This is a genomic window from Zoogloea sp. (genome assembly GCF_028689785.1).
GTDB lineage: Bacteria > Pseudomonadota > Gammaproteobacteria > Burkholderiales > Rhodocyclaceae > Zoogloea.
In genome coordinates this window covers 1-22,593 of sequence record NZ_JAQVCN010000071.1, presented here as the reverse complement: position 1 = coordinate 22,593, position 22,593 = coordinate 1, and the positions used below count along the sequence as shown (strand labels likewise).

Sequence of the window (22,593 nt, the reverse complement as noted above, 5' to 3'; positions counted from 1 at the left end):
TTGGCGACTATGTTCTGGATTTCCGGCGGAAGGTTGAGGTGTTGGCGGATGGTTTTCGGATTCTCGACGATAAATCAGAGGCTTAAAGCAGAAACGGGGAATTTTTCATGATTCCCGGCCAACCCTCTCGATGTGCTGGTGGCCCAGGAGCGCCTCCAGCAGACCGACGATCTGGTCGCGCTGGCCCAGCGCGCCACCCTGGCCGCAGCCCGGCGGGTGGCCGCCGGCAAGGTCTCGCCGGTAGAGGAGACCAAGGCGCGGGTCGCTGAGGCCGCCGCGCGGATAGAGCTCAACCAGGCCCGCGCCGATCTGGTCACAACGCGCAAGCGGCTGGCGGCTACCTGGGGCAGCACGCAGCCGCGCTTCACGCAGGCGGAAGGGCGCACCGAGGCGCTTCCGACTCTGCTCTCCGACGACGCCCTGGCCAGCCGCCTTGAGACAGCGCCGGCACTGCGGCGCTGGCGCCATGAGGTCGAGCGCCTGAAGGCCCAGGCCGAATTGGAGAAGGCGAAGCGCATCCCCGACATGACGGTGAGCGTCGGCGCCAAGCGGGCGGAGGATCTGGGACGCAATCAGGCCATCGTCGGACTGTCGATCCCGTTTCCGGTCTTTGATCGCAACCAGGGCAACCTGCTCGAGGCGCTCCGACGGGCCGACAAGGCGCGGGACGAACTGCGTGCTGCGGAACTGCGCTTGGGCGCCGATGCAACCCAGAACCAGGAGCGGCTGAAGGCGCTGCTCGCGGACGTTCAGACGCTCCAGCAGGAGATTCTGCCCGGCGCTCGCAGCGCCTACGACGCGGCCACCAAGGGCTTCGAGCTCGGGAAGTTCAGTTTCCTCGAAGTGCTGGATGCCCAGCGCACCTTCTTCCAGGCCCGTGCCCAGTACCTCAAAAGTCTCTCCGATGCCCATCGCACTGCTTCCGAACTGGAGCGTGTGCTGGGTGCCATCACTTCGCCATCTTCCATGATGGCCGATCGCCCGTAGGAGCCAGCCATGAAGAATCCGTTCAACTCAACCCCGTCCCGACTCAATCCGAAACAGGCCGTCGCGATTGCCGCCATCGTCATCAGCGGGATTGCCGCGGGTGCCTGGATCCTCGGCACCGGCCCGGCTACCCCCGTCAGCGAGACCGCCGAGCCAGCTGCCCACGCCGAAGCCGAGGGCCACGACGACAAGGAACATCACGGTAGCCGTGCGGGCGACGGGCATGCAGATACCGGCGGGCACGGTGATGCCGAACATCACGTCGGGAAGACCGAGACCGAGGGCGAAGCCCACGACGAGACCATCGTGTTGACCGATGCGCAGATCCAGTCGGCTGGCATCGGCATCGACAAGGCCACGCCGGCGCGCATACGCACCAGCAGCCAGCTGCCGGGCGAGATCCGCTTCAATGAAGACCGCACTGCCCACGTGGTGCCGAGGCTGACCGGCGTGGTCGAAAGCGTGCCCGCCAACTTGGGCCAGCCCGTAAAACGCGGGCAGGTGCTCGCGGTGATCGCGAGCACCGGGCTTTCGGAGCTGCGCAGCGAGTTGCTGGCGGCCCAGCGGCGCCTGGCCCTCGCCAGATCCACCTACACCCGCGAGAAGCAGCTGTGGCAGGAAAAGATCTCTGCCGAGCAGGATTACCTCGCCGCCCAGCAGACGCTGCGAGAGGCGGAGATCGCCGTGGCCAACGCCCAGCAGAAGCTGGTTGCGCTGGGTGCCAGCGCAACGGGCACGGGTAGCCTCAACCGCTACGAGATCCGTGCGCCTTTCGACGGGATCGTGGTGGAGAAGCACATTGCCCTGGGTGAAGCGGTGAAGGAAGACGCCAGCATCTTCACCCTGTCGGACCTCTCGTCGGTGTGGGCCGAGATCGTCGTGCCGGCGAAGGATCTCAACGTGGTGCGGGTTGGCGAGAAGGTCGTCGTCCGGGCGACGGCGTTCGATTCCACTGCCGAGGGCCAAATCTCTTACGTGGGCGCGCTGCTCGGGCAGGACACGCGCACCGCCAAGGCCAGGGTGACACTGCCAAATCCGAAGATGGCGTGGCGACCGGGGCTGTTCGTGAATGTAGACGTGGTGTCGGGCGAAACAGAAGTGCCGGTGAGCGTGCTCGCCGACGCGGTCCAGACCGTGGAGGACAAGCCGGTGGTGTTCGTGCGGGTTAAGGACGGCTTTACCGCGCAGCCGGTGAAGCTCGGCCGCGCCGACGGCAAGCGGGTCGAGGTGATCGACGGGCTCGCGGCCGGAACGGCCTACGCGGCGTCGGGTAGTTTTGTGCTGAAGGCGGAGCTCGGCAAGGGCAGCGCCGAGCACAGCCACTGATGGGAGGGAGTGATCATGTTTGAACGCATCATCCGCCTTGCCATCGAGCAGCGCTGGCTGGTTTTGCTGGCCGTGCTGGGGATGGCGGCGCTGGGTATCTACAACTACCAGCGCCTGCCCATCGACGCAGTACCTGACATCACCAACGTCCAGGTCCAGATCAACACCGCCGCCGCCGGCTACTCGCCGCTGGAGGTCGAGCAGCGGGTCACCTACCCGGTGGAAACCGTGATGGCCGGCCTCCCGCAGCTGGAGCAGACCCGCTCCCTGTCGCGCTACGGCCTGTCGCAGGTCACCGTGATCTTCAAGGACGGCACCGACATCTACTTCGCGCGGCAGCTCGTCAACCAGCGCATTCAGGAGGCGCGGGAGAAGCTGCCCGCCGGCATCACGCCAACGATGGGACCGATCTCTACGGGCCTCGGTGAGATCTACTCGTGGACCGTGGAGGCCGAGGAAGGCGCCCGCAAGCCGGACGGCACGGCCTACACGCCGACCGACTTGCGCGAGATCCAGGACTGGATCATCAAGCCGCAGCTGCGCAACGTGGCGGGCGTGACCGAGATCAACTCGATAGGCGGCTTCGCCAAGGAGTATCAGGTGGCACCCAGCCCCGAGAAGCTTGCCTCCTATGGCCTGACCTTGAACGACGTGGTCACGGCTATCGACCGCAACAACGGCAACGCGGGGGCCGGCTACATCGAGAAGCGGGGCGAGCAGTACCTTATCCGCGCGCCGGGTCAGCTGCGTACCCAGGACGACATCCGCAACGTGATCCTCGGCAACGTGCAGGGCGTCCCGATCCGCATTCGTGACGTGGCGGAGGTGGGTATCGGCCGCGAGTTGCGCACCGGCGCGGCGACCGACAACGGCCGCGAGGTGGTGCTCGGCACGGTGTTCATGCTGATCGGCGAGAACAGCCGGACGGTGTCGCGGGCCGTGGATCAGAAGATGGCGGAGATCAATCGCAACCTGCCCCAGGGCGTGCATGCGGTGACGGTGTACGACCGCACGGTGCTGGTGGACAAGGCCATCGAGACGGTGAAGAAGAACCTGCTCGAAGGGGCGATCCTGGTGATCGTCATCCTGTTTCTGTTCCTCGGCAACATCCGGGCGGCGGTGATCACCGCCATGGTGATTCCGCTGTCGATGCTGTTCACTTTCTCGGGGATGGTCGGCTACCGGGTCAGCGCCAACCTGATGAGTCTGGGGGCACTCGACTTCGGCATCATCATCGACGGTGCGGTGGTGATCGTAGAGAACTGCGTCCGCCGGCTGGCCCACACCCAGGAACGCCTTGACCGCCCGCTCACCCGCAGCGAGCGCTTCCACGAGGTCTTCGCCGCCTCGAAGGAGGCGCGCCGCGCGCTGCTCTTCGGTCAGCTCATCATCATGGTGGTCTATCTCCCAATTTTCGCCCTCGCCGGCGTGGAGGGGAAGATGTTCCACCCGATGGCCTTCACGGTGGTCACGGCGCTGATCGGCGCAATGATCCTGTCGGTGACCTTCATCCCGGCCGCCGTGGCGCTGTTCATCGGCGAGAAGGTGGATGAGAAGGAGAACGTGCTGATGCGCGTGGCCAAGCGCATCTACGCCCCGGTGCTGGATCGCGTAATGGCCAACAGGTCGGTGGTGCTCACCTTTACCGCCGTCGTGATCGTGCTCTCCGGCCTGCTCGCAACGCGCATGGGCAGCGAGTTTGTGCCCAGCCTGAACGAAGGCGATTTCGCGATCCAGGCGCTGCGCATCCCGGGCACTAGCCTGACCCAGTCCGTCGAGATGCAGCAACAGCTGGAGAAGCGGCTCAAGGCCGAGTTTCCGGAGATTGAGCGGGTGTTCGCGCGCACTGGTACGGCGGAGATCGCCTCCGATCCGATGCCGCCCAACATCTCGGATGGCTACATCATGCTCAAGCCCGAGTCCGAGTGGCCCGAGCCGCGCCGGAGCCGCGACGCGCTGCTGACCGAGATCCAGCGGGTTGCGGCGGCAATGCCGGGGAACACCTACGAGTTCTCCCAGCCCATCCAGCTGCGCTTCAACGAGCTCATCTCGGGGGTGCGCAGCGACGTGGCCATCAAGGTCTTCGGTGACGACATGACGGTGATGAACGAGACTGCCGGCCAGATCGCCGCGATGCTGGAGAAGATCGCCGGCGCCTCGGAAGTGAAGGTCGAACAGACCACCGGCCTGCCGATGCTCACCGTCAATATCGACCGGGACAAGACGGCCCGCTACGGCCTCAACGTGGGAGATGTGCAGGATGCGATATCCACCGCCATCGGCGGCCAGGAGGCGGGCACGCTGTTCGAGGGCGACCGCCGCTTCGACATCGTGGTGCGCCTGCCTGATGCGCTGCGGTCCGACCCCGAAGCGCTTCGGCGCCTGCCGATTGCGTTGCCGCGCGGCAACGCGGGCGAGGCGAGGACGAGCTACATCCCGCTAAGCGAAGTGGCAAGCCTCGACTTTGCGCCCGGCCCGAACCAGATCAGCCGCGAGAACGGCAAGCGACGTGTGGTGGTGAGCGCCAACGTGCGCGGCCGCGACATAGGCTCCTTCGTCTCCGAGGCCCAGTCCCGGTTGGCTGAGGTGAAGATCCCGGTGGGCTACTGGACGTCGTGGGGCGGCACCTTCGAGCAGCTCGAATCGGCGTCCCAGCGCCTCAAGATCGTGGTGCCGGTGGCGCTATTGCTGGTGTTCACGCTGCTGTTCGCGATGTTCGGCAACGTGAAGGATGGCCTGCTGGTGTTCTCCGGCATTCCGTTCGCGCTTACGGGGGGCATCGTGGCGTTGTGGCTGCGCGACATCCCGCTCTCTATCTCGGCAGGGATCGGCTTCATCGCGCTGTCGGGGGTGGCGGTGCTCAACGGGCTGGTGATGATCGCCTTCATTCGCAACCTGCGTGAAGAGGGGCGCTCCCTCGATGAGGCGATCCACGAGGGGGCGATCACTCGCCTGCGCCCCGTGCTGATGACGGCGCTGGTGGCGTCCCTCGGCTTCATCCCGATGGCGCTGGCGACAGGAACCGGCGCAGAGGTCCAGCGCCCGCTGGCCACGGTGGTCATCGGGGGCATCCTGTCCTCGACGGCTTTGACCTTGCTGGTGCTGCCGCTGCTTTATCGGCTGGTGAATGAAAAGGAGGCGACTGCATAAGATCTGTGGTGGCCTGGCGAGCTTGGCGCGCCGGGCCACGCGGTTGCTTGCTAGTACGGGAAAGTACGGTTGGTCGCCACCTACGGCTCTACGCCCCAAATTATCGATCGTCTCGTTTTTGGAATGATGAGTGGTTGCGGGCGACAAGCTCTCCGTACCGACGCAAGCCAACCTCCCACCTTGGGTTACTTCTTGGGGCTTGGCAAGATACGTACCCCATCTCCTGACGTTTTCTCAAGTCCACGGATCGTTTCAAAATCACAGCCCGACGGTGAGTCACTCCCTGTTTTGGGGTGCAACAGTCGTTTCGAAATGGGACAGCCAAGCCTCCAAGCGCTACTTGACAGGATGGTCGCCCTCCATCGAGTTCTCGAGGGTGTCCCAGAACTCTCGGAGAAGACCGTAGGCGTCAGCAAGTTCCGCTCGTGCCCCCCACCCAGTCTCGCTCGTTATTGGCCAATGGCATAAATATAGTCTTCCTTTTTTCGGCTAAGTCGGGCGCCCGAGCGGGCAGGGCCTCCGCACTTGCCTAACATAACAGCTGAATTCCCAACATTTTCATACGGATACCTCCGCCGTTGAAAAGCCTTTGTAAACACTGGCTTCTTCAGGGATGTGCGGCCTCAGACCTGCCAGGCATCCTGCGGCTTGGCCTGGAGGCGACGCCAGTCGACTCCCTGGACGAGCCACTGCCATTCGGCCGCACTCAGCGTGCACACGGCATCCGTGCTGCGGGGCCAGGTGAAGCGCCCCTGATGCAGACGCCGGACACACAGCCAGACCCCGGTTCCATCCCAAACCAGCAACTTGATCCGGTTGCCGCTGCGGTTGCGAAAGGCATAGGCCGTTCCATCGCAGGGCGATCGCCCCAGGGCCTGCTGAATCTGCAGTGATAGACCGTCAATGCCCATCCACATATCGACTGGCACGACCGCCAGCCAGACCTGCTCGGGCCGGATCATCGCAGCACCTCACGCAACCACCGCGCACAACTGGCCGACTCCGCGGCCGGCCAACTGATCTGAAACACCGCCTGAGCGCGGTGAATCTCGATCTTGATCTCCCCCGAGGGCACCTCCTCCGGCAAGGCTACCGTCACCGGAACCAGGGTGGGTGGCGCGGGACCGGCTGGCGCGTCCTTGCCGCCGGCAGTAGGGGCAGGCATGCCCCCACCGCGAACCTCCTTGACCCATCGGCGCAGCAGATTGGCATTGAGCCCGTTGGCCAGCGCCACCGCCGCCATCGAAACCCCAGGCTGCAGACAGGCGGCCACCACCTGAGTCTTGAAATCATCCGGATAGGTTCGGCGATGGCGGCCCCGAGGCGCTTTAACGAGATTCGCGTACATGCGTCCACCTGATTTGCGTGGGCACCATGCTCATCATCAACGCAAACCCGCACAAGGTGGGCCGGTTGGACGCTTACGCTTGAAGGCTGAAGGAACAGCCAAAAGCGTCAGTGACGAAGATGCTGCGTTGAATGTACTGCGTCCACCGGGCCAGAGCCCCTTGTGCGCCACAGACGACTCAGTTGGCCACCGAGGCAAGCGCTCTTATTGGGAGAGCTTGAGGCACTGGAGTGGCTTGATGTGCCCTCGAATCCCTTCGGCCACAACACGCGTGGCAGCCGAAGAACAGGACCAGGTTCAGGATGACTCCAACCAGCGGTCCCGGCGTCGTTTCGCCAAGCGCAAGGCCGTCAATCATCTGGGGCACAGCCCTCCAGTCGGCAATGTAGAGACGCCATGGTTTCAGCCCCTAGTACGCCAAGCGCGCCCCTGCCAGGACCACAAAAACTGTCAACATTGAATAACACTCCATTATTTGATGTGTTATTTATCTCTAAATCATAAAACTCCGGCTGCCATTTCTTATGTATTATCATGATACGTATCACAGTACGAAATTAGAGGCAGACCATGGCCAGGGCAGGTATCTACAAATCCGAAGTCGTGCGGGCACGAGACAAGCTGGTCGCTCTCGGCAAGCACCCATCGATCGACGCCATCCGGGTGGAACTGGGCAATACGGGTTCGCGAACCACCATCAGTCGCTACTTGAAGGAGATTGAGGAGGAGGAAGGCCCGGTCAGGGGCAGCAAGGTTGCGGTCAGCGAATCACTGCTGGATCTGGTTGGCAGGCTGGCCGAACGGCTCCATGAGGAGGCGAGTACCCGGGTGTCCGAAGCCGAAACACGGCACAGCAAGGGCCTTCGGGAAGCCCAGGAAAGACTACAGGCCGTGTCTGAGGAGGCTGCATCCCTCCGTCAGGAACTGGAAGACATCCAGCTTTCCCTTGTACGGGAGCGAGAGGCTCACAAGGACACAAAGAAGGCATTTCGTGACGAGACCTTGCTCCGGACGCAGCTTGCTCAGCAGGTCACAGATCTTCAAGAGCGCCATGCTGCTGACGAGGAGCACCGGCGGTCGTTGGAGGAGAAGCACCAGCATTCTCGGGAAGCCTTGGAGCACTTCAGGCAGTCCGTGAAGGAACAGCGGGATCAGGAGCTGCGCCAGCATGAGCAGCAGGTGGCCTACCTGCAGGGAGAGCTTCGAGCCCAACAGGAGGTGGTCAACAAGAAGCAGCACGAGCTCTTGCACGCACACCAGGAGTGCTCCCGCTTGGCCAGTGAGCTAACGGTATCGAGCACGCACTTGCGCCAAGCAAGAGCGGAGAGCCAGTCCCTCACGAAGGAACGGGATGAGCTTATCCATACTCAGCAACGGTTACGTCAGATCGAACAGCTTCTTGTTGAGCGCGACGCAGGCATCAGCGAGCTGACCCAACGAAACCAGCACCTCGAGGTCAGTCGCTTAGCGCAAGAAGAACGTATTCAGCAGATAACCCTGGAACTGGCTACGTCCAAAGCGACTGCAGCTGCGAAAGAGGCCATGATTGAGCGCATTCAAGAACACGTTGCGGGGCTGTTCATCGAGCGGAGCAAGGAAGTGCGGGGGCCGCAAGCGCAGGGTTTCACAGACCTCGGCGGCATCGAGTAGCAGGATGATGCGGCCGGTTGGTGCCGCGAAGCCCTCGTGACCAAGGTTAAAGCAGCGTAGATGCAGCTGCGGCTGTGGCTTACGAACGGAGCTCCTTCCAGAGCTCATACTCCGAGATATCCCATGCACCGTAGGCTGTGCAGTAGTGCTGACCGCCATCGACTTCATACACGTGCGCCAGGGGATCGGACGGCTTCTTCCAGATCCGGATCAGTGGCTCCATTTTCCAGCCCCCAGAGCCGTTCAGAAACGGAGGGGTGACAAGTTGGACACTGAGCGCGGAAACGCCCTCATCCTCTTGGTCGAGAAACTCCAACAACTCTCCAGCCGGATTGGCGATGAGCGCGGTTTCCGCAAGGTTCCCTTTGGGGGTGGAAAGGGTATAGCTGACGTAGAACCATTCCCTAGGCGCGGTGAGGCCCACAGCACGCCACGCATCCTTTCCGTTGCCAAGCAGGCGAGACATAAAGGGATGGTGAGCGGATGCATCTGTGATGAACATGCGATTCGAGGCTTTCAGTGATGACGTGCGGCCGATCCAGTTGACTAGTGGATTCAGTTGATCGGCTAGGAGAGATTTCCCCAGGATTTCGAGTTGAACGGAGAATTCAAGGGAAAGGCGATATTGTGACTTAAACGCGGCTGACTTAAAAGCATCACTCCGAGAGACTCATTCAATGTCTCTCAACAAATCATCGCCCCATTCAGGTATCCCAACAGCCCGGGAACTCCTTGCGATGAATCTCGTTCGGCTACGCAGGGAGAAGGGGTGGTCTCAAGAGGACTTGGCCTTGGAGGCCGGTCTTCACCGAACCTTCGTGGCGCATGTTGAACGCCAAGTGCGGAACATCTCGATCGACAATATCGAACGTCTTGCACACGCCCTGCAAGTCAGCATCCACAGCCTGCTGCTGCCGTAGTTCAGGCTACCAGCACATTCACGACTCACCTAGCACGTATCCTCGCTCGGCGAGAGAGCGGCCCAACCCCCTGCAAAGTAGAAAGATGCTATTGTCATAGCATTTTATATATTTTATATTCTTTTGAAACATAGTCTTAAGATAGATTTGTGTATGTTTTCCCTTTATCCCGGTCGAACCCCGGATCTGTGCGCACGAATTGCGGCCTGGGGAGCCCCTTGATGAGTACCGGATAGCCGCGTCATATGGAGTGGAACGCCACGTGGTTCGGGATGCCCTCTGCGTCCTGGACAGGAGCGGATTGGTAGGCTTTGGATCCGAGGGCAGGTTCCATATCGCGTGCCCGTCCAGCCAGCATGTTGCGCAATTGCTCGACATTCTGGAACAGCTCGAACGCTTGGCCTTACATCAGGCCGCAAACGCCCGTAGCCTGCCTGACGAGGGCAGGCCTTTCTGGACGGAGCTTTGCCAAGCATCAGGAAACAGCTATCTGACGGCCCACATGGACGGCGTGTTGGCACATCTCAAGCTGGCATTCGGAGCGGTATTCGAGTCGCCAGAAATTCAGCCACCGGAAATGCTGCGGGAAAGACTACGACAGTCGATTCTGTCGGGGAACGTCAATCAGGCAGAACAGGAGCTGCTGAAATACTGGCAACGCAGACGCCAGACAGCCACTCGCTTGGCTAGCTGTCAGCATGCACAGCCACATGAAATCTGCGACGACTGCGCTCCTGATCTGGGTCAGGCTGGACGAGCCACAGGCGCAGCCAAGGAAGACATGGAGGACGACGAGGTGTTTCCGGTTTTTGCAGTTTGATCTGCACAGGGCGCCGGATGATTCAAAAAAGCCACCACCCTCTACTTCTGAAAATTACTGTTTTCAGAAGTAGAGGGGTGGTAAGAGCCTCTGCTCGCATCAGATTTTCTTCTTGAGCATGCCCAGTTCTGCCAGGGCCTCAGCCAACGCTGCCTCGGCCCGTTGGGCTCGCACAGTTTCAGCTAGTCGAACCTCCTCCACTGCACGGGCTCTCGCCTCCGCGGCGGCAACCGCAGACTCCTTGCCATGGGCCGCCTCACTGGCCGTCTTGAGCTGAACCTGCAGGCGCTCGATACGCCCCTCGGCCGCTGCCAGCGATGTTTCGATCTGGCGAGCACGGGACACGGCCTCTCGAAGGCCGGCTTTGGCCTCTTCAGTCTGTTCGCGCTGACGGGCTTCCCGATCTTCACGATTGGCGAGTTGCTGACGCATGGTGGTGATTTCCGCGAGTTTTTCCTGTCTTGCCTGATCAACTTGCTTCATCAACAACTCCCGCTCCAGGGCGCTGCGGTCCTGCTCTTCCTTCAGGGATGCGTTGTAGCGATCCCGGTCATTCTGAAGCAGCCGGCTCAGGCGTTCGGATTCCGCGGTGAACTTCTGCTCCCGGGCTTCGGCAGCCTCTTCAAGCTGCTTGACCCGGTTTTCCAGGCCTTCCCTCTGACGCAGGAATTCGAGGGCCTGATTGCGCAGATCGGCAATGCTGGTTTCCCTAGTCTGGACACCGAGATTCAGCGCTTCTATCTGGGCCGTCGTCCGGGCGGCCTCGGATTCAAGCTGGGCATTGTGGTCCAGTGCGGCCTGCAGGCGCCCTAGCACCGCCTCCTGCTCCTGCTCAAGGAGTTGGCGCTGACTTGCGAAGACCTGATCAGCATGCTGCAAGGCCAAGGACCACACCTTGGCCATCAGTCCATCGGTAGACGACACCAGCTCATCGGGCATACCCGGCACACTGCGCTGACGGAAGAATGCAGTGCCGGTGTCCCGACGCCACTGATCGATGTAGCGCTGGACGATCTCGCTGGAGCCCTTGTTGCCCAGCTCTGCATAGACCAGATTAAAGGACGGGTTTTCGCCCATGGAAAGCAGCTGAAAACAGATCTGCTCGACTGCCTCGAAGGTGACGCTGCTGCTGCGTGCCATCAATCAACCCCTCGTTTCCCGGATTTGCACAAATGTGTATCGAGGAAACCATAGCATACGTGTACGGTCGTAATCCGTATTGTTTGACACGGTTTAAGGATCAGGCTTCCCGTTTTGGGCGAGCGGCTCAACGCATATTCAGCCGGTTTTCTTGTCCGTCCAGCTCAGACGCTGTTTCTGGGCCTCTTCGTGCCAGCGCTCTTCTTCTTCGTGGATGTAACGCTGGGTAGTCCGGGCGTCTGTATGTCGGGCATCCTTCTGCACGAAGCGCTCGTCAATCCCGCTATCCAGCTTGGCCGTTATGCCGGTGTGGCGCCCCCAGTGGGCTGACGCTGCACGCAGCTTCTCCTTCTTGTGCTCGGCGTCGTCCGGCAGCAGGTCGGCGGCGGCATTGAAGATCTTCTTCAAGATCTGGTTGAGCCGGCGGGCGGTGATCGGACTGCCATTCTTCACCGACACCAGTAGCGGTGTCGTGTCGTCGCGGCGCGGCACGGCCGTCAGGCCCAGGTACTTGCGGTAGCGGATCAGGGCCTGAAGCATGTCGTCAGCCACCGGCACCTTGGCCCTCTTGCCGCCCTTCCCCACCACATGCCACCACCACAGGCCACGCTCCTCCCGGAAGCTGTTCATGCGATGGCTTTCCAGTTCGCCGGCACGGGGCGCCAGCATGTAGAGGGTTGCCGCGATGAAGCGCGCCCGTTCGTATTCGTCGCGCCCTCGTTCGGCATCCTTCGGCATGGCTTCGATGGCGTCCGTCACCGCCTGCCACATCTGCGTATCCAGGAAGCGCTCGATCTTGTCGACTTCTTCCGTGCTGGCCACGGCGCGCAGGGGGCCGCTCACCTCAGCGGACATCTTGCGCCGCCGCTGACGGATCAGCCCGAGGGGATTACCAAGCAGGTAGCCGGCATCCACCAGGTAGCTCATCAATGAATTGATGGCAGCCATGGCGGTAAGCACCGCGCTTTCGCTAAGCGGGCCGACAAAGGGGCGCCAGCGCTCTGTGATGCGTTCCGCCTTGGGGCCACACCACAATGCGGATGGCTGCGGGTCGGCAAGAAAATTCAGATATCCCTCGAAGTCCTGGCGATTGAGGCTGGACAAGGGTTTGCCACAGTCGATCAGGGACCAAAGCAGCAAACGCTCGCACTCTCGCTGGTAGATGCGATAGGTACCGGGCGAGCGGTCGTACTCACTGAGGAAACAACGGATTGCGTCGGCGTCCGTGTCGGCACTGATCTGCAGACGTCCTGGGTCAGCCCGGTTTTCACCATCCCGTCCATCCAAATCAGGGGGGATCGTCAGTTGATCAAGAGGCCGGACGGGTACGGAAACTGCCGTACTGGAGGAGGAACTGGTGTCAGAATTCGTAACTTTCATGGGCGAGAGTTTACCCGTCGACCAACGATATCCCTTCGGCAGACCTTGCCATGCGCCGATTGCTGTATATAATTACAGTCATCAAAGGGTGAGCCAAAAACAGCACTCGGCGAATCCTGGTCGCAATGTCTTTCAGCCCCGGTCGGGCTCGAATCGTTCTGAAAAGGAGTCAATCATGGAAAGCCTCATCTGCCGCACGCTGATGCTGAGTGGTCTCATTGTGGGCGTGCTCCTGGCTGGCGGCCAAGGCGGCCAGGCATTGGTGCCTGCCATTCTGGCCCTCATCGGGGTTGCCCTGTTCCGGCGCATTGCGCCTTCCCTACCCTGGCGCTTTGGTCACGGGCGTCATTACTGATCCGTTTGATTCGCCTGGTTGCGGCAAGGCCTACTTCCCTGCCCCTGCGGTTCGGGCCTTGCGTTCAGCCTGGATCAGCCCGGCAATGTCCGTGTTGCGGTTCTTGATGGCCCAGCTCTCGGCCGTTTCATTCTGGTCGTTTTTCCAGTCCAGATCCACACCAGCCTTGAGCAGACGCAGCACGACATCCTCATGACCATTGCGGGCGGCAAACATCAGCGGAGTCGTGCGGTTGGGGGCCTTCGCATCGGGATTTGCCCCCTTCGCCAACAACAACTCAACCACTGGCAGGCGGCCTTCGAAAGCCGCGTATAGCAGCGGGTTCCAGCCGTCATGATCAAATTCAGCTCCCGCGGCCAGGAGTAGCTGAACCACCTCTGTGTGCCCCTTCAGGCTCCCCAGCATCAAGGCGCTGTCACCGGCGGCATTACGGGCATTGAGTTTGATGCCCCGCTGTTTGACTAGCGCTTCGACAACTCTGGGCTGGTCATCGCGGGCAGCCAGAATGAGCAGACTGTTGCCGTTCTGGTCGGTGGAATTGCTGTCCATCCCCTGGGATAGCAGCTGGGTAACCCCTCTGGCATCACCCATCTTCGCTGCATTGAGCAGATCATCCAGGGACGCGGCCGCTACCGGCAGGGTCAGTTGCAGGCCCAGCAGCAAGACGAGAAGTGTTCGGGAGCGGGGGCGAAAGATCTGCGCAACGGGCTTCATGAGGGGCGTGCGTCCTTGAACAGTCGAAAGAAATTGCGGGTGGTGGCCTCGGCCACGGCGGCCAGGCCTTCTCCGCGTGCATCAGCAACCGCCTGGGCCACGTGTCGAACATAGGCGGGTTGATTGGTTTTTCCGCGGAAAGGCATGGGCGCGAGGTAAGGAGAGTCGGTCTCGACAAGCAGGCGATCAGTGGGCACAAAGCGCGCCACATCACGCAGGGCCTCTGCGTTCTTGAAGCTCACTATCCCAGAAAACGAGATGTAGAAGCCCAGATCCAGCGCCTGCTCTGCCACCTCGCGGGTTTCGGTAAAGCAGTGCATCACCCCGCCAGGCTCACCCGCATCCTCTTCGCGCATCAAGCGAATGGTGTCGGCGGCAGATTCCCGGGTGTGGATGATCAGCGGCTTGGCGCAACGCCGGGCGGCGCGGATGTGTGTCCGGAACCGTTCACGCTGCCACTCGGGGGAATCCTTGTGCCAATAATAATCCAGCCCGGTTTCACCAATCGCCACCACCTTGGGGTGAGTGGCAAGTTCAAGAAGCCTCGCCTCGTCGGGCTCGTCGCAATCAGCGTTATCTGGATGAACCCCCACCGATGCATACAGGTTGGCGTGACGTTCGGCCAGACCGATGACGGCAGGCAGGGTTTCCAGCTTAACGCTGACGCACAGGGCATGTGTAACGCCGTTTTCGACCATGCGCTCAAGAACGGCGGTTTCGTTTTCGATCAGGTCCGGAAAATCGAGATGGCAGTGGGAGTCGACAAGCATGGAGTGGTGCCGGTGAATCAGATGGTGTGGGTTGGACGGGACGAGCCCAGATGGCCGGCGAGAATCTGCTCGATCTGGTTGCGCAATACCTGCCCTGCTTCGTCTCCCCCGAACTGGACCCCGATGCCCTGGGTCTTGTTGCCCTGGGCGCCAGCGGGGGTTATCCACGCAACGGTTCCCGCGACGGGGTGCTTGGTGGGGTCGTCCATGATCTGGAGAATCATGAAGATCTCGTCGCCCAGCTTGTAAACCCGGGCGGTGGGGACAAATAGCCCGCCGTTCTTGATGAACGGCATATAGGCAGCATAAAGCGCTGACTTGGAGCTGATGTTCAGGGACAGGACGCTGGGGCGCGCCATCGTCGATCGTCTTACAGGATCATTCATTTACGCACCGCCGGTGCGGCCGCCTGGAGGCTCCGGGCATACCGCAAAAGCATGTCTTCCAAGAAAAGCCGGGGGTTGAGAGGGTGCTGCGAGACCCGGCGCGACTGAGTGATTTCATTGTAGCAGCCAAGGGCGGTATCCACGGACAAGCGTCCGGCCAAGCCCCTTAGCACATCCTCCCTGTCGGGAAAGAAACGCACCGGCCCGCCCAACCGCAGGCTGACCAGGTCAGCAACCCAGCGCTGCATCCAACTCACCAGGGTTGGCATGTCAAACCCGCTGGCGAGCGCATCCTTGCCCTTCAGCCAGCTCTCCCATTCGCCGGCAAGGCGCAGGGCAGGCTTGCCGGGCAGTGCCGAGATCTCGTCTGCGAAGCGCTGCCGGGCTGCTGCACCGCCACCTTCAGCCAGCGCGGCGGCAGCCAGAGGCATTCCACCGCAGAAGGCCAGTAACGCGGGGGCGTCCGGGAGCTTGCGCTCCGCAAGCCAGCGCGCCGCCTGCTCGGCCGGTGGGCGTGGAAAGGCCCAGGTCTGGCAACGACTTCGGATGGTTGGCAACAGGCGCTTCGAAGAAGAAGAAACCAATAAAAACAGGGTGCTTGTCGTCGGCTCTTCAAGAAGTTTAAGAAGTGCGTTGGCCGTAAAAACGTTCATTGCATCGGCCGGATCGACGATCACCACCCGCTGACTGCCCCGGTGCCCGCCGGTGGTCAGGGCTTGCTGAAGAGCGCGGATCTGCTCAATCACGATCTGCCGGCTGGCGGCCTTGCCCCCTTCGGGTTTCTCGGCGGGCGCATCGGCCCGGTCTTCCTGGTCGGCTTCAGGGATCACCCGGAGCAGATCGGGATGATTGCCGGCCAGGCGCCACTGACAATCCTCGCATTGCCCGCAGGCGTGTCCGTCCGGGGACGGATGCAGGCACAGGATCCGCGCCGCCAGAGCCTCGGCAAAAATGCGCTTCCCCCCGCCTGCCGGACCCGCAAAAAGCAGGGCGTGGGGCATACGACCAGCGCTGTCGAGCACCCGCGCCCACAAGCCGGATTGCCATTCAAAAATCATTGAAAACAGTTCTCTAAAATGATCTGTTCAAGCTCTTTGCGAATTTCTTCTGGACGTTGACCGGCATCGATCACCTTGACTCTTGCCGGGTCCGCAGCCGCCCGACGCAGGTAGGCATTGCGCACCCGCTCAAAGAAATCAGCCTGCTCCCGTTCAAACCGATCGGGGGCGTTCCCCGTACCCGCCAGACGGCTCGCCGCCACCTGGGGATCTAGATCGAAGATCACGGTCAGATCAGGCTGTAGATGGGGATGGACCCACCTTTCCAGCGCTGCAAACCGTTTCTCATCAAGCCCCCGCCCCCCCACCTGGTAGGCATAAGTGGCATCGGTGAAGCGGTCGGACACCACCCACGCACCGGACGACAAGGCGGGCTCGATACGCGCGGCAAGATGCTCCCGGCGGGCGGCGAACATCAGCAGGGCCTCGGTTTCCAGGTGCATCGGCTCATGAAGCAGGAGTTCGCGAAGCTTCTCGCCGAGGGGTGTCCCACCCGGCTCCCGGGTTTGCACCACAGGAATGCCACGGGACTGGATCAGGGCAACGGCGGCGGCGATCTGGCTGCTCTTGCCGGCACCATCGATGCCTTCAAAGGTGATGAAGCGGGATTTCACGGCGGCTGTTTCCGGATGTAGCGGGCGACGGCCCGGTTGTGTTCGGCCAGAGTCCGGGAGAAGGCGCTGGAGCCGTCCCCCCGGGCGACGAAATAGAGATACTCAGTGCTGGGCGGATTGAGGGCAGCCCTCAGGGCAGCGACACCAGGCATGGAGATAGGTGTAGGCGGCAAACCCGGCCGGGTGTAGGTGTTGTAGGGCGTGTCGGTTTGCAGGTCGCGCTTGCGCAGATTGCCATCGAAGGCCGGACCGATGCCGTAGATCACGGTCGGATCAGTCTGCAGCAGCATTCCGCTGCGCAGTCGATTGATGAAGACCGAGGCCACCATCGGCCGATCAGCAGCCTGACCGGTCTCCTTCTCCACGATCGACGCCATGATCAGGGCTTCGTAGGGTGTCGGATAGGGCAGCCCGTCGGCACGTTTGTCCCACTCCCGCTGCAGAATCTTCTGCTGCTGGCGATGGGCACGCCGCAAAACCTCCAGATCGCTGCTGCGGCGGGAGAACAGGTAAGTGTCGGGAAAGAACTGGCCTTCCGGGTGGGAAGCGTCGGCGCCAATGCGCGTCAACAACTCGGTGTCCGACAGGCCTGCGCTGTCATGGCGCAGATCGGGATGACGATCCAGCGCCGCACGAAACTGGCGGAAATTCCAGCCCTCAATGAGGGCCAATTCGGCCTGGCTGACGTCACCGCGAGTAAGCATGTTGAGCAGCGCCAGCGGCGTGACGCCCATCTCAACCTCGTAACTGCCTGCCTTTATCTCATGGGCCTGGCGCGTCACCCTGGCAAGCAGCACCAGCGCGCCGGGCCAGGTATCTATGCCTGCATCAGTGAGCTGCCGCGCCACCTGACGCATGCCGGAGCCGGGTTCGATGGTGAAATCCAGAGGACTTTGTCGCAAACCCACCGGACTGTGGGCAAACCACGCAAGGCCAGCGACTGCAGCAAGGACGCCCATCAGCGCAACAACAAAAACACGGAAAAACAGGCGCTTCATCGGGGAACTTGGCGCTTTCGGGAGAAACGAAAGAGGTGAAGAAAGGAGGAAGATCCGGCAAAAACCAGGGGCTTGATTCTTGCTTCGATTGATTGACCAGCCCCCACGCGGCAACGTCCTATAATAGCGCAAACCGCTTCAAGACTCGTTTTTGCGACAGGACACGACTGATGAATGCAACTTGGCAATCCCATCTCGGCGCCAACGGCGCGAAGTTTTCGGACAACTCCGTCAAGTTCAATGACGACGCACGGCAGGACGTGACGCTCTCTGCCCAAGGGACCGTGCTGGTTCCCCTCGTGCACCTCGGCGCGATCCGCGCCACCGGAGAAGACGCCAGCGTCTTCCTGCACAACCTGTTCTCCAACGACGTGAAGAAGCTCGGCCCCAACGAGGCTCAGCTCACCAGCTTCAACAGCCCCAAGGGGCGCATGCTGGCCAGCATCGTGCTGTGGCGCGAGGCGGGTGATTACCTGCTGACCCTGTCCGCCGACATCCACGCGGCCATGCTCAAGAAACTGTCCATGTACGTACTGCGCTCCAAGGTCCGCCTGATGGACGACAGCGGCGACAGCGTCCTGATCGGCCTCGCCGGGCCCCAGGCCGGTGCTGCCCTTGAGGCAGCCGGGCTGCATATCCCGGGCGCCCCCCGCGCAACGGCCTCTGGCGTGGCAACCGTGGTGCGCCTGGACGGCGCCCGTTTCCTGGTATCGGCACCCATCTCCGAAGCCGTCGCCCTGTGGGACAAGTTCGTGGCCGCCGGTGCGGCACCGGCTGGCACCGCAGCCTGGCACTGGCTGGACATCAGCCAGGGCCTGCCCACCGTCACCCTTCCGGTGCAGGAAGAGTTCGTGGCCCAGATGCTCAACTTCGACCTGATCGGCGGTGTCAGCTTCAACAAGGGCTGCTACCCGGGCCAGGAGATCGTGGCTCGCACCCACTACCTGGGCAAGCTCAAGAAGCGCATGTTCCGCGTACATATCGATGCCACCGAATGGCCGGCTGTCGGTACCGACGTGTTCTCCCCCGAGTTTGGCGAGCAGTCTGCCGGCAAGGTCGTCATCTCAGCCCCCGCCCCGGCAGGCGGTTTCGATGCCCTCGTGGTACTGCAGACCTCCAGCGCCGAATCCACCGAGGTGCATCTCGGCAGCACTGGCGGCCCTGCCGTGAGTTTTCTCCCCCTGCCCTACGCCCTCTCCTGAGCACGCCCCCCATTGCCCTCCTCCCACTACTTCATCTACTACCCGGTCCGGATCGGAATGGAAGCCGACCTGGCCCGGGGCTTGTACAACCTCCAGGCCGAAATCCAGGCCTCGACAGGCGTCGCCGGACGCTTCCTGCGCAAGGCCGATGACCCCTGGACCTGGATGGAAATCTACGAGAACGTGCTGGATGCGCCCGCCTTCGACGCCGTACTGGAAAGAGCCATCGAGCGCCACGGCCTGATGCGCTTTATTGAGGATGGCGGGCGTCGCCACACCGAGCGCTTCGTCCCATGTGCCTGATTCTGCTGGCCTGGCGTGCCCATCCGGATTATCCACTGGTGGTGGCTGCCAACCGGGATGAGTTCTTCGCCCGTTCAACGGCCGAGGCCGGCTGGTGGCCGGATCGGCCAGACGTCTTTGCCGGTCGTGACCTTCAAGCGGGTGGCACCTGGCTCGGCCTGAGCCGCAGTGGCCGTTTTGCCGGACTGACCAACTTCCGTGATCCCGCCCGTCAGCGGCCCGATGCCCCCTCCCGCGGGGCACTGGTGGCCGATTTTCTGGCAAACAAGGAATCCACCGATGCAGCCCTTGCACGCCTCGTGCAGGAAGGCCCGCGTTACAACGGCTTCAATCTGCTGCTCAGCGACGGGGACAGCCTTGGTATCTATGAAAGCGAGAGCGGCAGCGCCCGGCATCTGGAGCCCGGCATCTACGCCTTGTCCAACCACCTCCTCGACACCCCCTGGCCCAAGGTACTCGCCGGCAAGTCACGCCTCGCCCGCGCCCTCCGGGCCCTGCCCGACGACACGCCGCTGGCCGAGCTGCTGCGCGACGACCGCCCCGCCGCCGATGCCGAATTGCCTCGCACCGGGGTGAGCCTGGCCTGGGAGCGCATGCTCTCCAGCGCCTTCATCCGCGCCCCGGGCTATGGCACCCGCTGCTCCACCGTGATCCGCCGCGACCGCTACGGCTGGACCCACGTGGTCGAATCCACCTGGAGCCCGGTGGGCGTCGAGAGTGGCCGCGTCGTGGACACTTTCCAGGTCGCCCGGGCCTGATCCGGGCGCCTATAATCCGCCCCTTGTTTCTCCGCAGCACGCTCGCGCATGACCGCCTCCAGCCCCTTTCAAGCCCTTCTCCCCGCCCTTGACGCCTTTGCCCGGGCCAAGCCCGGCCAGCGCCTCGACCTGCCGCCCGTCGCCGGGTCGGGTGACGCCCTGGCCATTGCCCGGCTGGCCGGGGGAAAGCGCATGCTGGTGGTGGTCACCGCCAACCCCATCGACGCCCAACGCCTCTCGGACGAGATCGCCTGGCTGGCACCTGGCCTGCGCACTCACCTGCTGCCCGACTGGGAAACCCTGCCCTACGACAGCTTCTCGCCCCACCAGGATCTGATCTCCGAGCGCCTGTCCTCGCTCTATGCCATCAGCCGCGGTGAGGCCGACATCGCCCTGGTGCCCGCCTCCACGGCGCTCTACCGGCTTGCACCGCCAGCCTTCCTGGCGGCCTACACCTTCTTCCTCAAGCAGGGCGAAAAGCTCGACGTGGACCGCCTGCGCATGCAGATGACGGTGGCCGGCTACGCCCACGTCACCCAGGTCATGTCGCCGGGCGAATACAGCGTGCGCGGCGGGCTGGTAGACCTCTACCCCATGGGCGCCGCCCTGCCCTACCGCATCGACCTCTTCGACGACGAAGTGGAGAGCATCAAGACCTTCGACCCGGACACCCAGCGCACCGTTTTTCCAGTGAAGGAAGTACGCCTGTTGCCGGCCAGAGAGTTTCCCATGGACGAAGCCGGGCGCACCCGCTTTCGCGGCCGTTTCCGGGAAACCTTCGAGGGTGACCCATCCCGCTGCATGGTTTACAAGGACGTCTCCAACGGCATCGCACCGGCCGGCATCGAGTACTACCTGCCTCTGTTCTTCGACGAGACCGCCACTCTCTTCGACTATCTGCCCGACAGCGCCCCCATCCTGCTGCACCGGGATGTCCCCGGCGCCATTGCGGCCTTCTGGAAGGACGCCCGTAGCCGCCACCAGCTTCTTGGGGGTGACAAGACCCGACCCATCCTGTCGCCGGAGCAGCTTTTCCTGTCGGACGAAGCCTTCTTTGTGGCCCTGAAGGAACGCATCCGCCTGAGCCTGCCCGTATCGCCCCTGGGCGGCCCGGTCGAGCCCCTTCCCGACATCGCCGTCGAACGCAAGGCCAGCGACCCGCTGCATCGCTTCAAGGCGTTTTGCGCCGGCTTTTCGGGCCGGGTGCTGGTGTTGGCCGAATCCGCCGGGCGCCAGCAGACCATCGCCGAGTATTTTTCCGAGTACGCCCTCAAGCCCGCCGCCAACGCCGATTTCGACGCCTTCCTGGCCAGCGATGCACGCCTGGCCCTGGGCACCGGCCCCCTGGCCGCCGGCTTCGTGCTTCCGGAAGCGGGCTTCGCCGTGGTCACGGAGTCCGAGCTCTACGCCGCCACCGCCCGCACCCGTACCCGCCGCGACAGCCGCAAGGCCGCCACCATGGAGGGCTGGCTGCGCGACCTGTCAGAGCTCAAGCCCAATGACCCGGTGGTGCACTCCAGCCACGGCATCGGCCGCTACATGGGCCTGGTGCACATGGACCTGGGCGAGGGCGACACCGAGTTCCTGCACCTGGAGTACGCCAACGGCGACAAGCTCTACGTGCCCGTGTCCCAGCTCCACGTCATCACCCGCTATGCCGGCGCCGACCCGGAGGCCGTGCATCTGCACACCCTCGGCTCCGGTCAGTGGGAAAAGGCCAAGAAGAAGGCCGCCCAGCAGGTCCGCGACACCGCCGCCGAACTGCTGGCCCTGTACGCCCAGCGCGCCGCCCGAAAAGGCCACCAGTTCGACTTCAAGCAGCACGACCTGGAAGCCTTCGCCGATGGCTTCGGCTTCGAGGAGACCCCCGACCAGATGGCCGCCATCGATGCCGTGGTGGCCGACATGAAATCCGGCAAGCCCATGGACCGCCTGGTATGCGGCGACGTGGGCTTCGGGAAGACCGAAGTGGCCCTGCGCGCGGCCTTCATCGCCGTGGCCGATGGCAAGCAGGTGGTAGTACTGTGCCCCACCACCCTGCTGGCCGAACAGCACTACCAAACCTTTGCCGACCGCTTTGCCGACTGGCCGATCAAAGTGGCCGAGCTGTCCCGCTTCAAGAGCGCCAAGGAGCAGGCCGAAGCCATCCAGCAGCTCGGCGAGGGCAAGGTGGACATCCTCATCGGCACCCATCGTCTGCTGCAGAAGGACGTCACCTTCAAGCGCCTGGGCCTGGTCATCATCGACGAGGAGCACCGTTTTGGCGTGCGCCAGAAGGAAGCCCTCAAGGCTCTGCGCAGCGAGGTGGACATCCTCACCCTCACCGCCACCCCCATCCCGCGCACCCTGGGCCTGGCCCTGGAAGGCCTGCGCGAGTTCTCGGTGATCGCCACGGCGCCGCAAAAACGCCTGGCCATCAAGACCTTCGTGCAGCGCTTCAGCAAGGGCATCATCCGCGAGGCGGTGATCCGGGAGTTCAAGCGCGGCGGGCAGGTGTACTTCCTGCACAACGAGGTCGAGACCATCGAGAACGTGCGCGAATCCCTGGAGGAGCTGCTGCCCGAGGCGCGCATCGTCATCGGCCACGGCCAACTGCCCGAGCGCGAGCTGGAGCGGGTGATGCGTGACTTCACCACGCAGAAGGCCAACCTGCTGTTGTGCACGACCATCATCGAGACCGGCATCAACATCCCCACGGCCAACACCATCATCAT

At 62.7% G+C, this 22,593-nt stretch carries 22 protein-coding genes and 1 pseudogene; 12 read left to right on the top strand and 11 right to left on the bottom strand.

The genetic code is table 11. The annotated features are described in order from the left end of the window. The first annotated feature begins 138 nt into the window (after positions 1-138). From PHI64_RS20475 to PHI64_RS20465, 3 genes are read left to right on the top strand one after another with little or no spacing between them, the layout of a single operon-like run. On the top strand, positions 139-987 hold the full coding sequence (locus tag PHI64_RS20475) for a TolC family protein (protein ID WP_299887172.1): 849 nt from the start codon (positions 139-141) through the stop codon (positions 985-987). Between the two features lie 9 nt (positions 988-996). Further along, positions 997-2,313, top strand: coding sequence for an efflux RND transporter periplasmic adaptor subunit (locus PHI64_RS20470; RefSeq protein WP_299887169.1), 1,317 nt, complete (start codon positions 997-999; stop codon positions 2,311-2,313). A gap of 15 nt (positions 2,314-2,328) precedes the next feature. Further along, positions 2,329-5,463 (top strand): CusA/CzcA family heavy metal efflux RND transporter, encoded by a 3,135-nt coding sequence (locus tag PHI64_RS20465; RefSeq protein WP_299887166.1) that lies wholly within the window; start codon positions 2,329-2,331, stop codon positions 5,461-5,463. A gap of 623 nt (positions 5,464-6,086) precedes the next feature. Here PHI64_RS20465 and tnpB read toward each other — a convergent pair. After that, a complete protein-coding gene (gene tnpB, locus PHI64_RS20460; protein ID WP_299887163.1) occupies positions 6,087-6,425 on the bottom strand; it encodes an IS66 family insertion sequence element accessory protein TnpB in 339 nt (112 codons plus the stop codon). Beyond that, positions 6,422-6,811, bottom strand: coding sequence for a transposase (locus tag PHI64_RS20455; RefSeq protein ID WP_299887160.1), 390 nt, complete (start codon positions 6,809-6,811; stop codon positions 6,422-6,424). The genes tnpB and PHI64_RS20455 overlap by 4 nt, the downstream gene beginning before the upstream one ends. A gap of 570 nt (positions 6,812-7,381) precedes the next feature. Here PHI64_RS20455 and PHI64_RS20450 point away from each other — a divergent pair. Further along, entirely contained in the window at positions 7,382-8,461 is a 1,080-nt protein-coding gene (locus PHI64_RS20450) for a DNA-binding protein (protein ID WP_299887157.1), read from the top strand. A 79-nt stretch (positions 8,462-8,540) separates the two neighbouring features. On the opposite strand, the gene PHI64_RS20445 is transcribed toward PHI64_RS20450, so the two are convergent. Beyond that, complete coding sequence (locus PHI64_RS20445; RefSeq protein WP_299887154.1) at positions 8,541-8,963, bottom strand: hypothetical protein; 423 nt, start codon at positions 8,961-8,963, stop codon at positions 8,541-8,543. A 175-nt stretch (positions 8,964-9,138) separates the two neighbouring features. Between PHI64_RS20445 and PHI64_RS20440 the strand changes: the two genes are divergently transcribed. The 3 genes and pseudogenes from PHI64_RS20440 (at position 9,139) to PHI64_RS20435 (ending at position 10,201) form a co-directional block, all read left to right on the top strand. Further along, positions 9,139-9,381, top strand: coding sequence for a helix-turn-helix transcriptional regulator (locus PHI64_RS20440; RefSeq protein ID WP_366945235.1), 243 nt, complete (start codon positions 9,139-9,141; stop codon positions 9,379-9,381). Between the two features lie 145 nt (positions 9,382-9,526). After that, positions 9,527-9,679, top strand: a pseudogene (locus PHI64_RS23660) (GntR family transcriptional regulator); the annotation flags it as partial. A 69-nt stretch (positions 9,680-9,748) separates the two neighbouring features. Then, entirely contained in the window at positions 9,749-10,201 is a 453-nt protein-coding gene (locus PHI64_RS20435; RefSeq protein WP_299887151.1) for a hypothetical protein, read from the top strand. 99 nt (positions 10,202-10,300) lie between these two features. On the opposite strand, the gene PHI64_RS20430 is transcribed toward PHI64_RS20435, so the two are convergent. Together PHI64_RS20430 and PHI64_RS20425 are read right to left on the bottom strand one after the other, a co-directional pair. Further along, entirely contained in the window at positions 10,301-11,341 is a 1,041-nt protein-coding gene (locus tag PHI64_RS20430) for a DNA-binding protein (RefSeq protein WP_299887148.1), read from the bottom strand. 138 nt (positions 11,342-11,479) lie between these two features. Further along, complete coding sequence (locus PHI64_RS20425) at positions 11,480-12,628, bottom strand: site-specific integrase (RefSeq protein WP_299887144.1); 1,149 nt, start codon at positions 12,626-12,628, stop codon at positions 11,480-11,482. Between the two features lie 268 nt (positions 12,629-12,896). On the opposite strand from PHI64_RS20425, the gene PHI64_RS20420 reads away from it, so the two are divergent. Next, on the top strand, positions 12,897-13,076 hold the full coding sequence (locus PHI64_RS20420; protein ID WP_299887141.1) for a hypothetical protein: 180 nt from the start codon (positions 12,897-12,899) through the stop codon (positions 13,074-13,076). Between the two features lie 30 nt (positions 13,077-13,106). Here PHI64_RS20420 and PHI64_RS20415 read toward each other — a convergent pair whose 3' ends face one another. From PHI64_RS20415 to mltG, 6 genes are read right to left on the bottom strand one after another with little or no spacing between them, the layout of a single operon-like run. Further along, positions 13,107-13,790 (bottom strand): ankyrin repeat domain-containing protein, encoded by a 684-nt coding sequence (locus PHI64_RS20415; protein ID WP_299887139.1) that lies wholly within the window; start codon positions 13,788-13,790, stop codon positions 13,107-13,109. After that, a complete protein-coding gene (locus PHI64_RS20410; RefSeq protein WP_299887136.1) occupies positions 13,787-14,560 on the bottom strand; it encodes a TatD family hydrolase in 774 nt (257 codons plus the stop codon). The genes PHI64_RS20415 and PHI64_RS20410 overlap by 4 nt, the downstream gene beginning before the upstream one ends. 17 nt (positions 14,561-14,577) lie before the next feature. Further along, positions 14,578-14,946, bottom strand: coding sequence for a PilZ domain-containing protein (locus tag PHI64_RS20405; RefSeq protein WP_299887133.1), 369 nt, complete (start codon positions 14,944-14,946; stop codon positions 14,578-14,580). Then, positions 14,943-15,947, bottom strand: a complete 1,005-nt coding sequence (gene holB / locus PHI64_RS20400; RefSeq protein ID WP_366945236.1) for a DNA polymerase III subunit delta' — start codon at positions 15,945-15,947, stop codon at positions 14,943-14,945. Before holB ends, PHI64_RS20405 begins: the two co-directional genes overlap by 4 nt. 53 nt (positions 15,948-16,000) lie before the next feature. Further along, positions 16,001-16,618, bottom strand: a complete 618-nt coding sequence (tmk, locus tag PHI64_RS20395; RefSeq protein WP_299887127.1) for a dTMP kinase — start codon at positions 16,616-16,618, stop codon at positions 16,001-16,003. Then, the gene (mltG, locus tag PHI64_RS20390) at positions 16,615-17,616 is read right to left on the bottom strand and encodes an endolytic transglycosylase MltG (protein ID WP_299887124.1); all 1,002 of its coding nucleotides are present in this window, start codon (positions 17,614-17,616) and stop codon (positions 16,615-16,617) included. Before mltG ends, tmk begins: the two co-directional genes overlap by 4 nt. A gap of 170 nt (positions 17,617-17,786) precedes the next feature. Here mltG and PHI64_RS20385 point away from each other — a divergent pair, with 170 nt between their 5' ends. The 4 genes from PHI64_RS20385 to PHI64_RS20370 form a co-directional block, all read left to right on the top strand. Then, a complete protein-coding gene (locus tag PHI64_RS20385) occupies positions 17,787-18,818 on the top strand; it encodes a folate-binding protein (RefSeq protein ID WP_299887122.1) in 1,032 nt (343 codons plus the stop codon). Between the two features lie 12 nt (positions 18,819-18,830). Next, complete coding sequence (locus tag PHI64_RS20380; protein WP_299887120.1) at positions 18,831-19,121, top strand: DUF4936 family protein; 291 nt, start codon at positions 18,831-18,833, stop codon at positions 19,119-19,121. Beyond that, on the top strand, positions 19,112-19,879 hold the full coding sequence (locus tag PHI64_RS20375) for an NRDE family protein (RefSeq protein WP_299887118.1): 768 nt from the start codon (positions 19,112-19,114) through the stop codon (positions 19,877-19,879). Before PHI64_RS20380 ends, PHI64_RS20375 begins: the two co-directional genes overlap by 10 nt. 48 nt (positions 19,880-19,927) lie before the next feature. Continuing rightward, the coding region (locus PHI64_RS20370) for a transcription-repair coupling factor (protein ID WP_299887115.1) at positions 19,928-22,593 on the top strand (2,666 nt) is incomplete at its 3' end.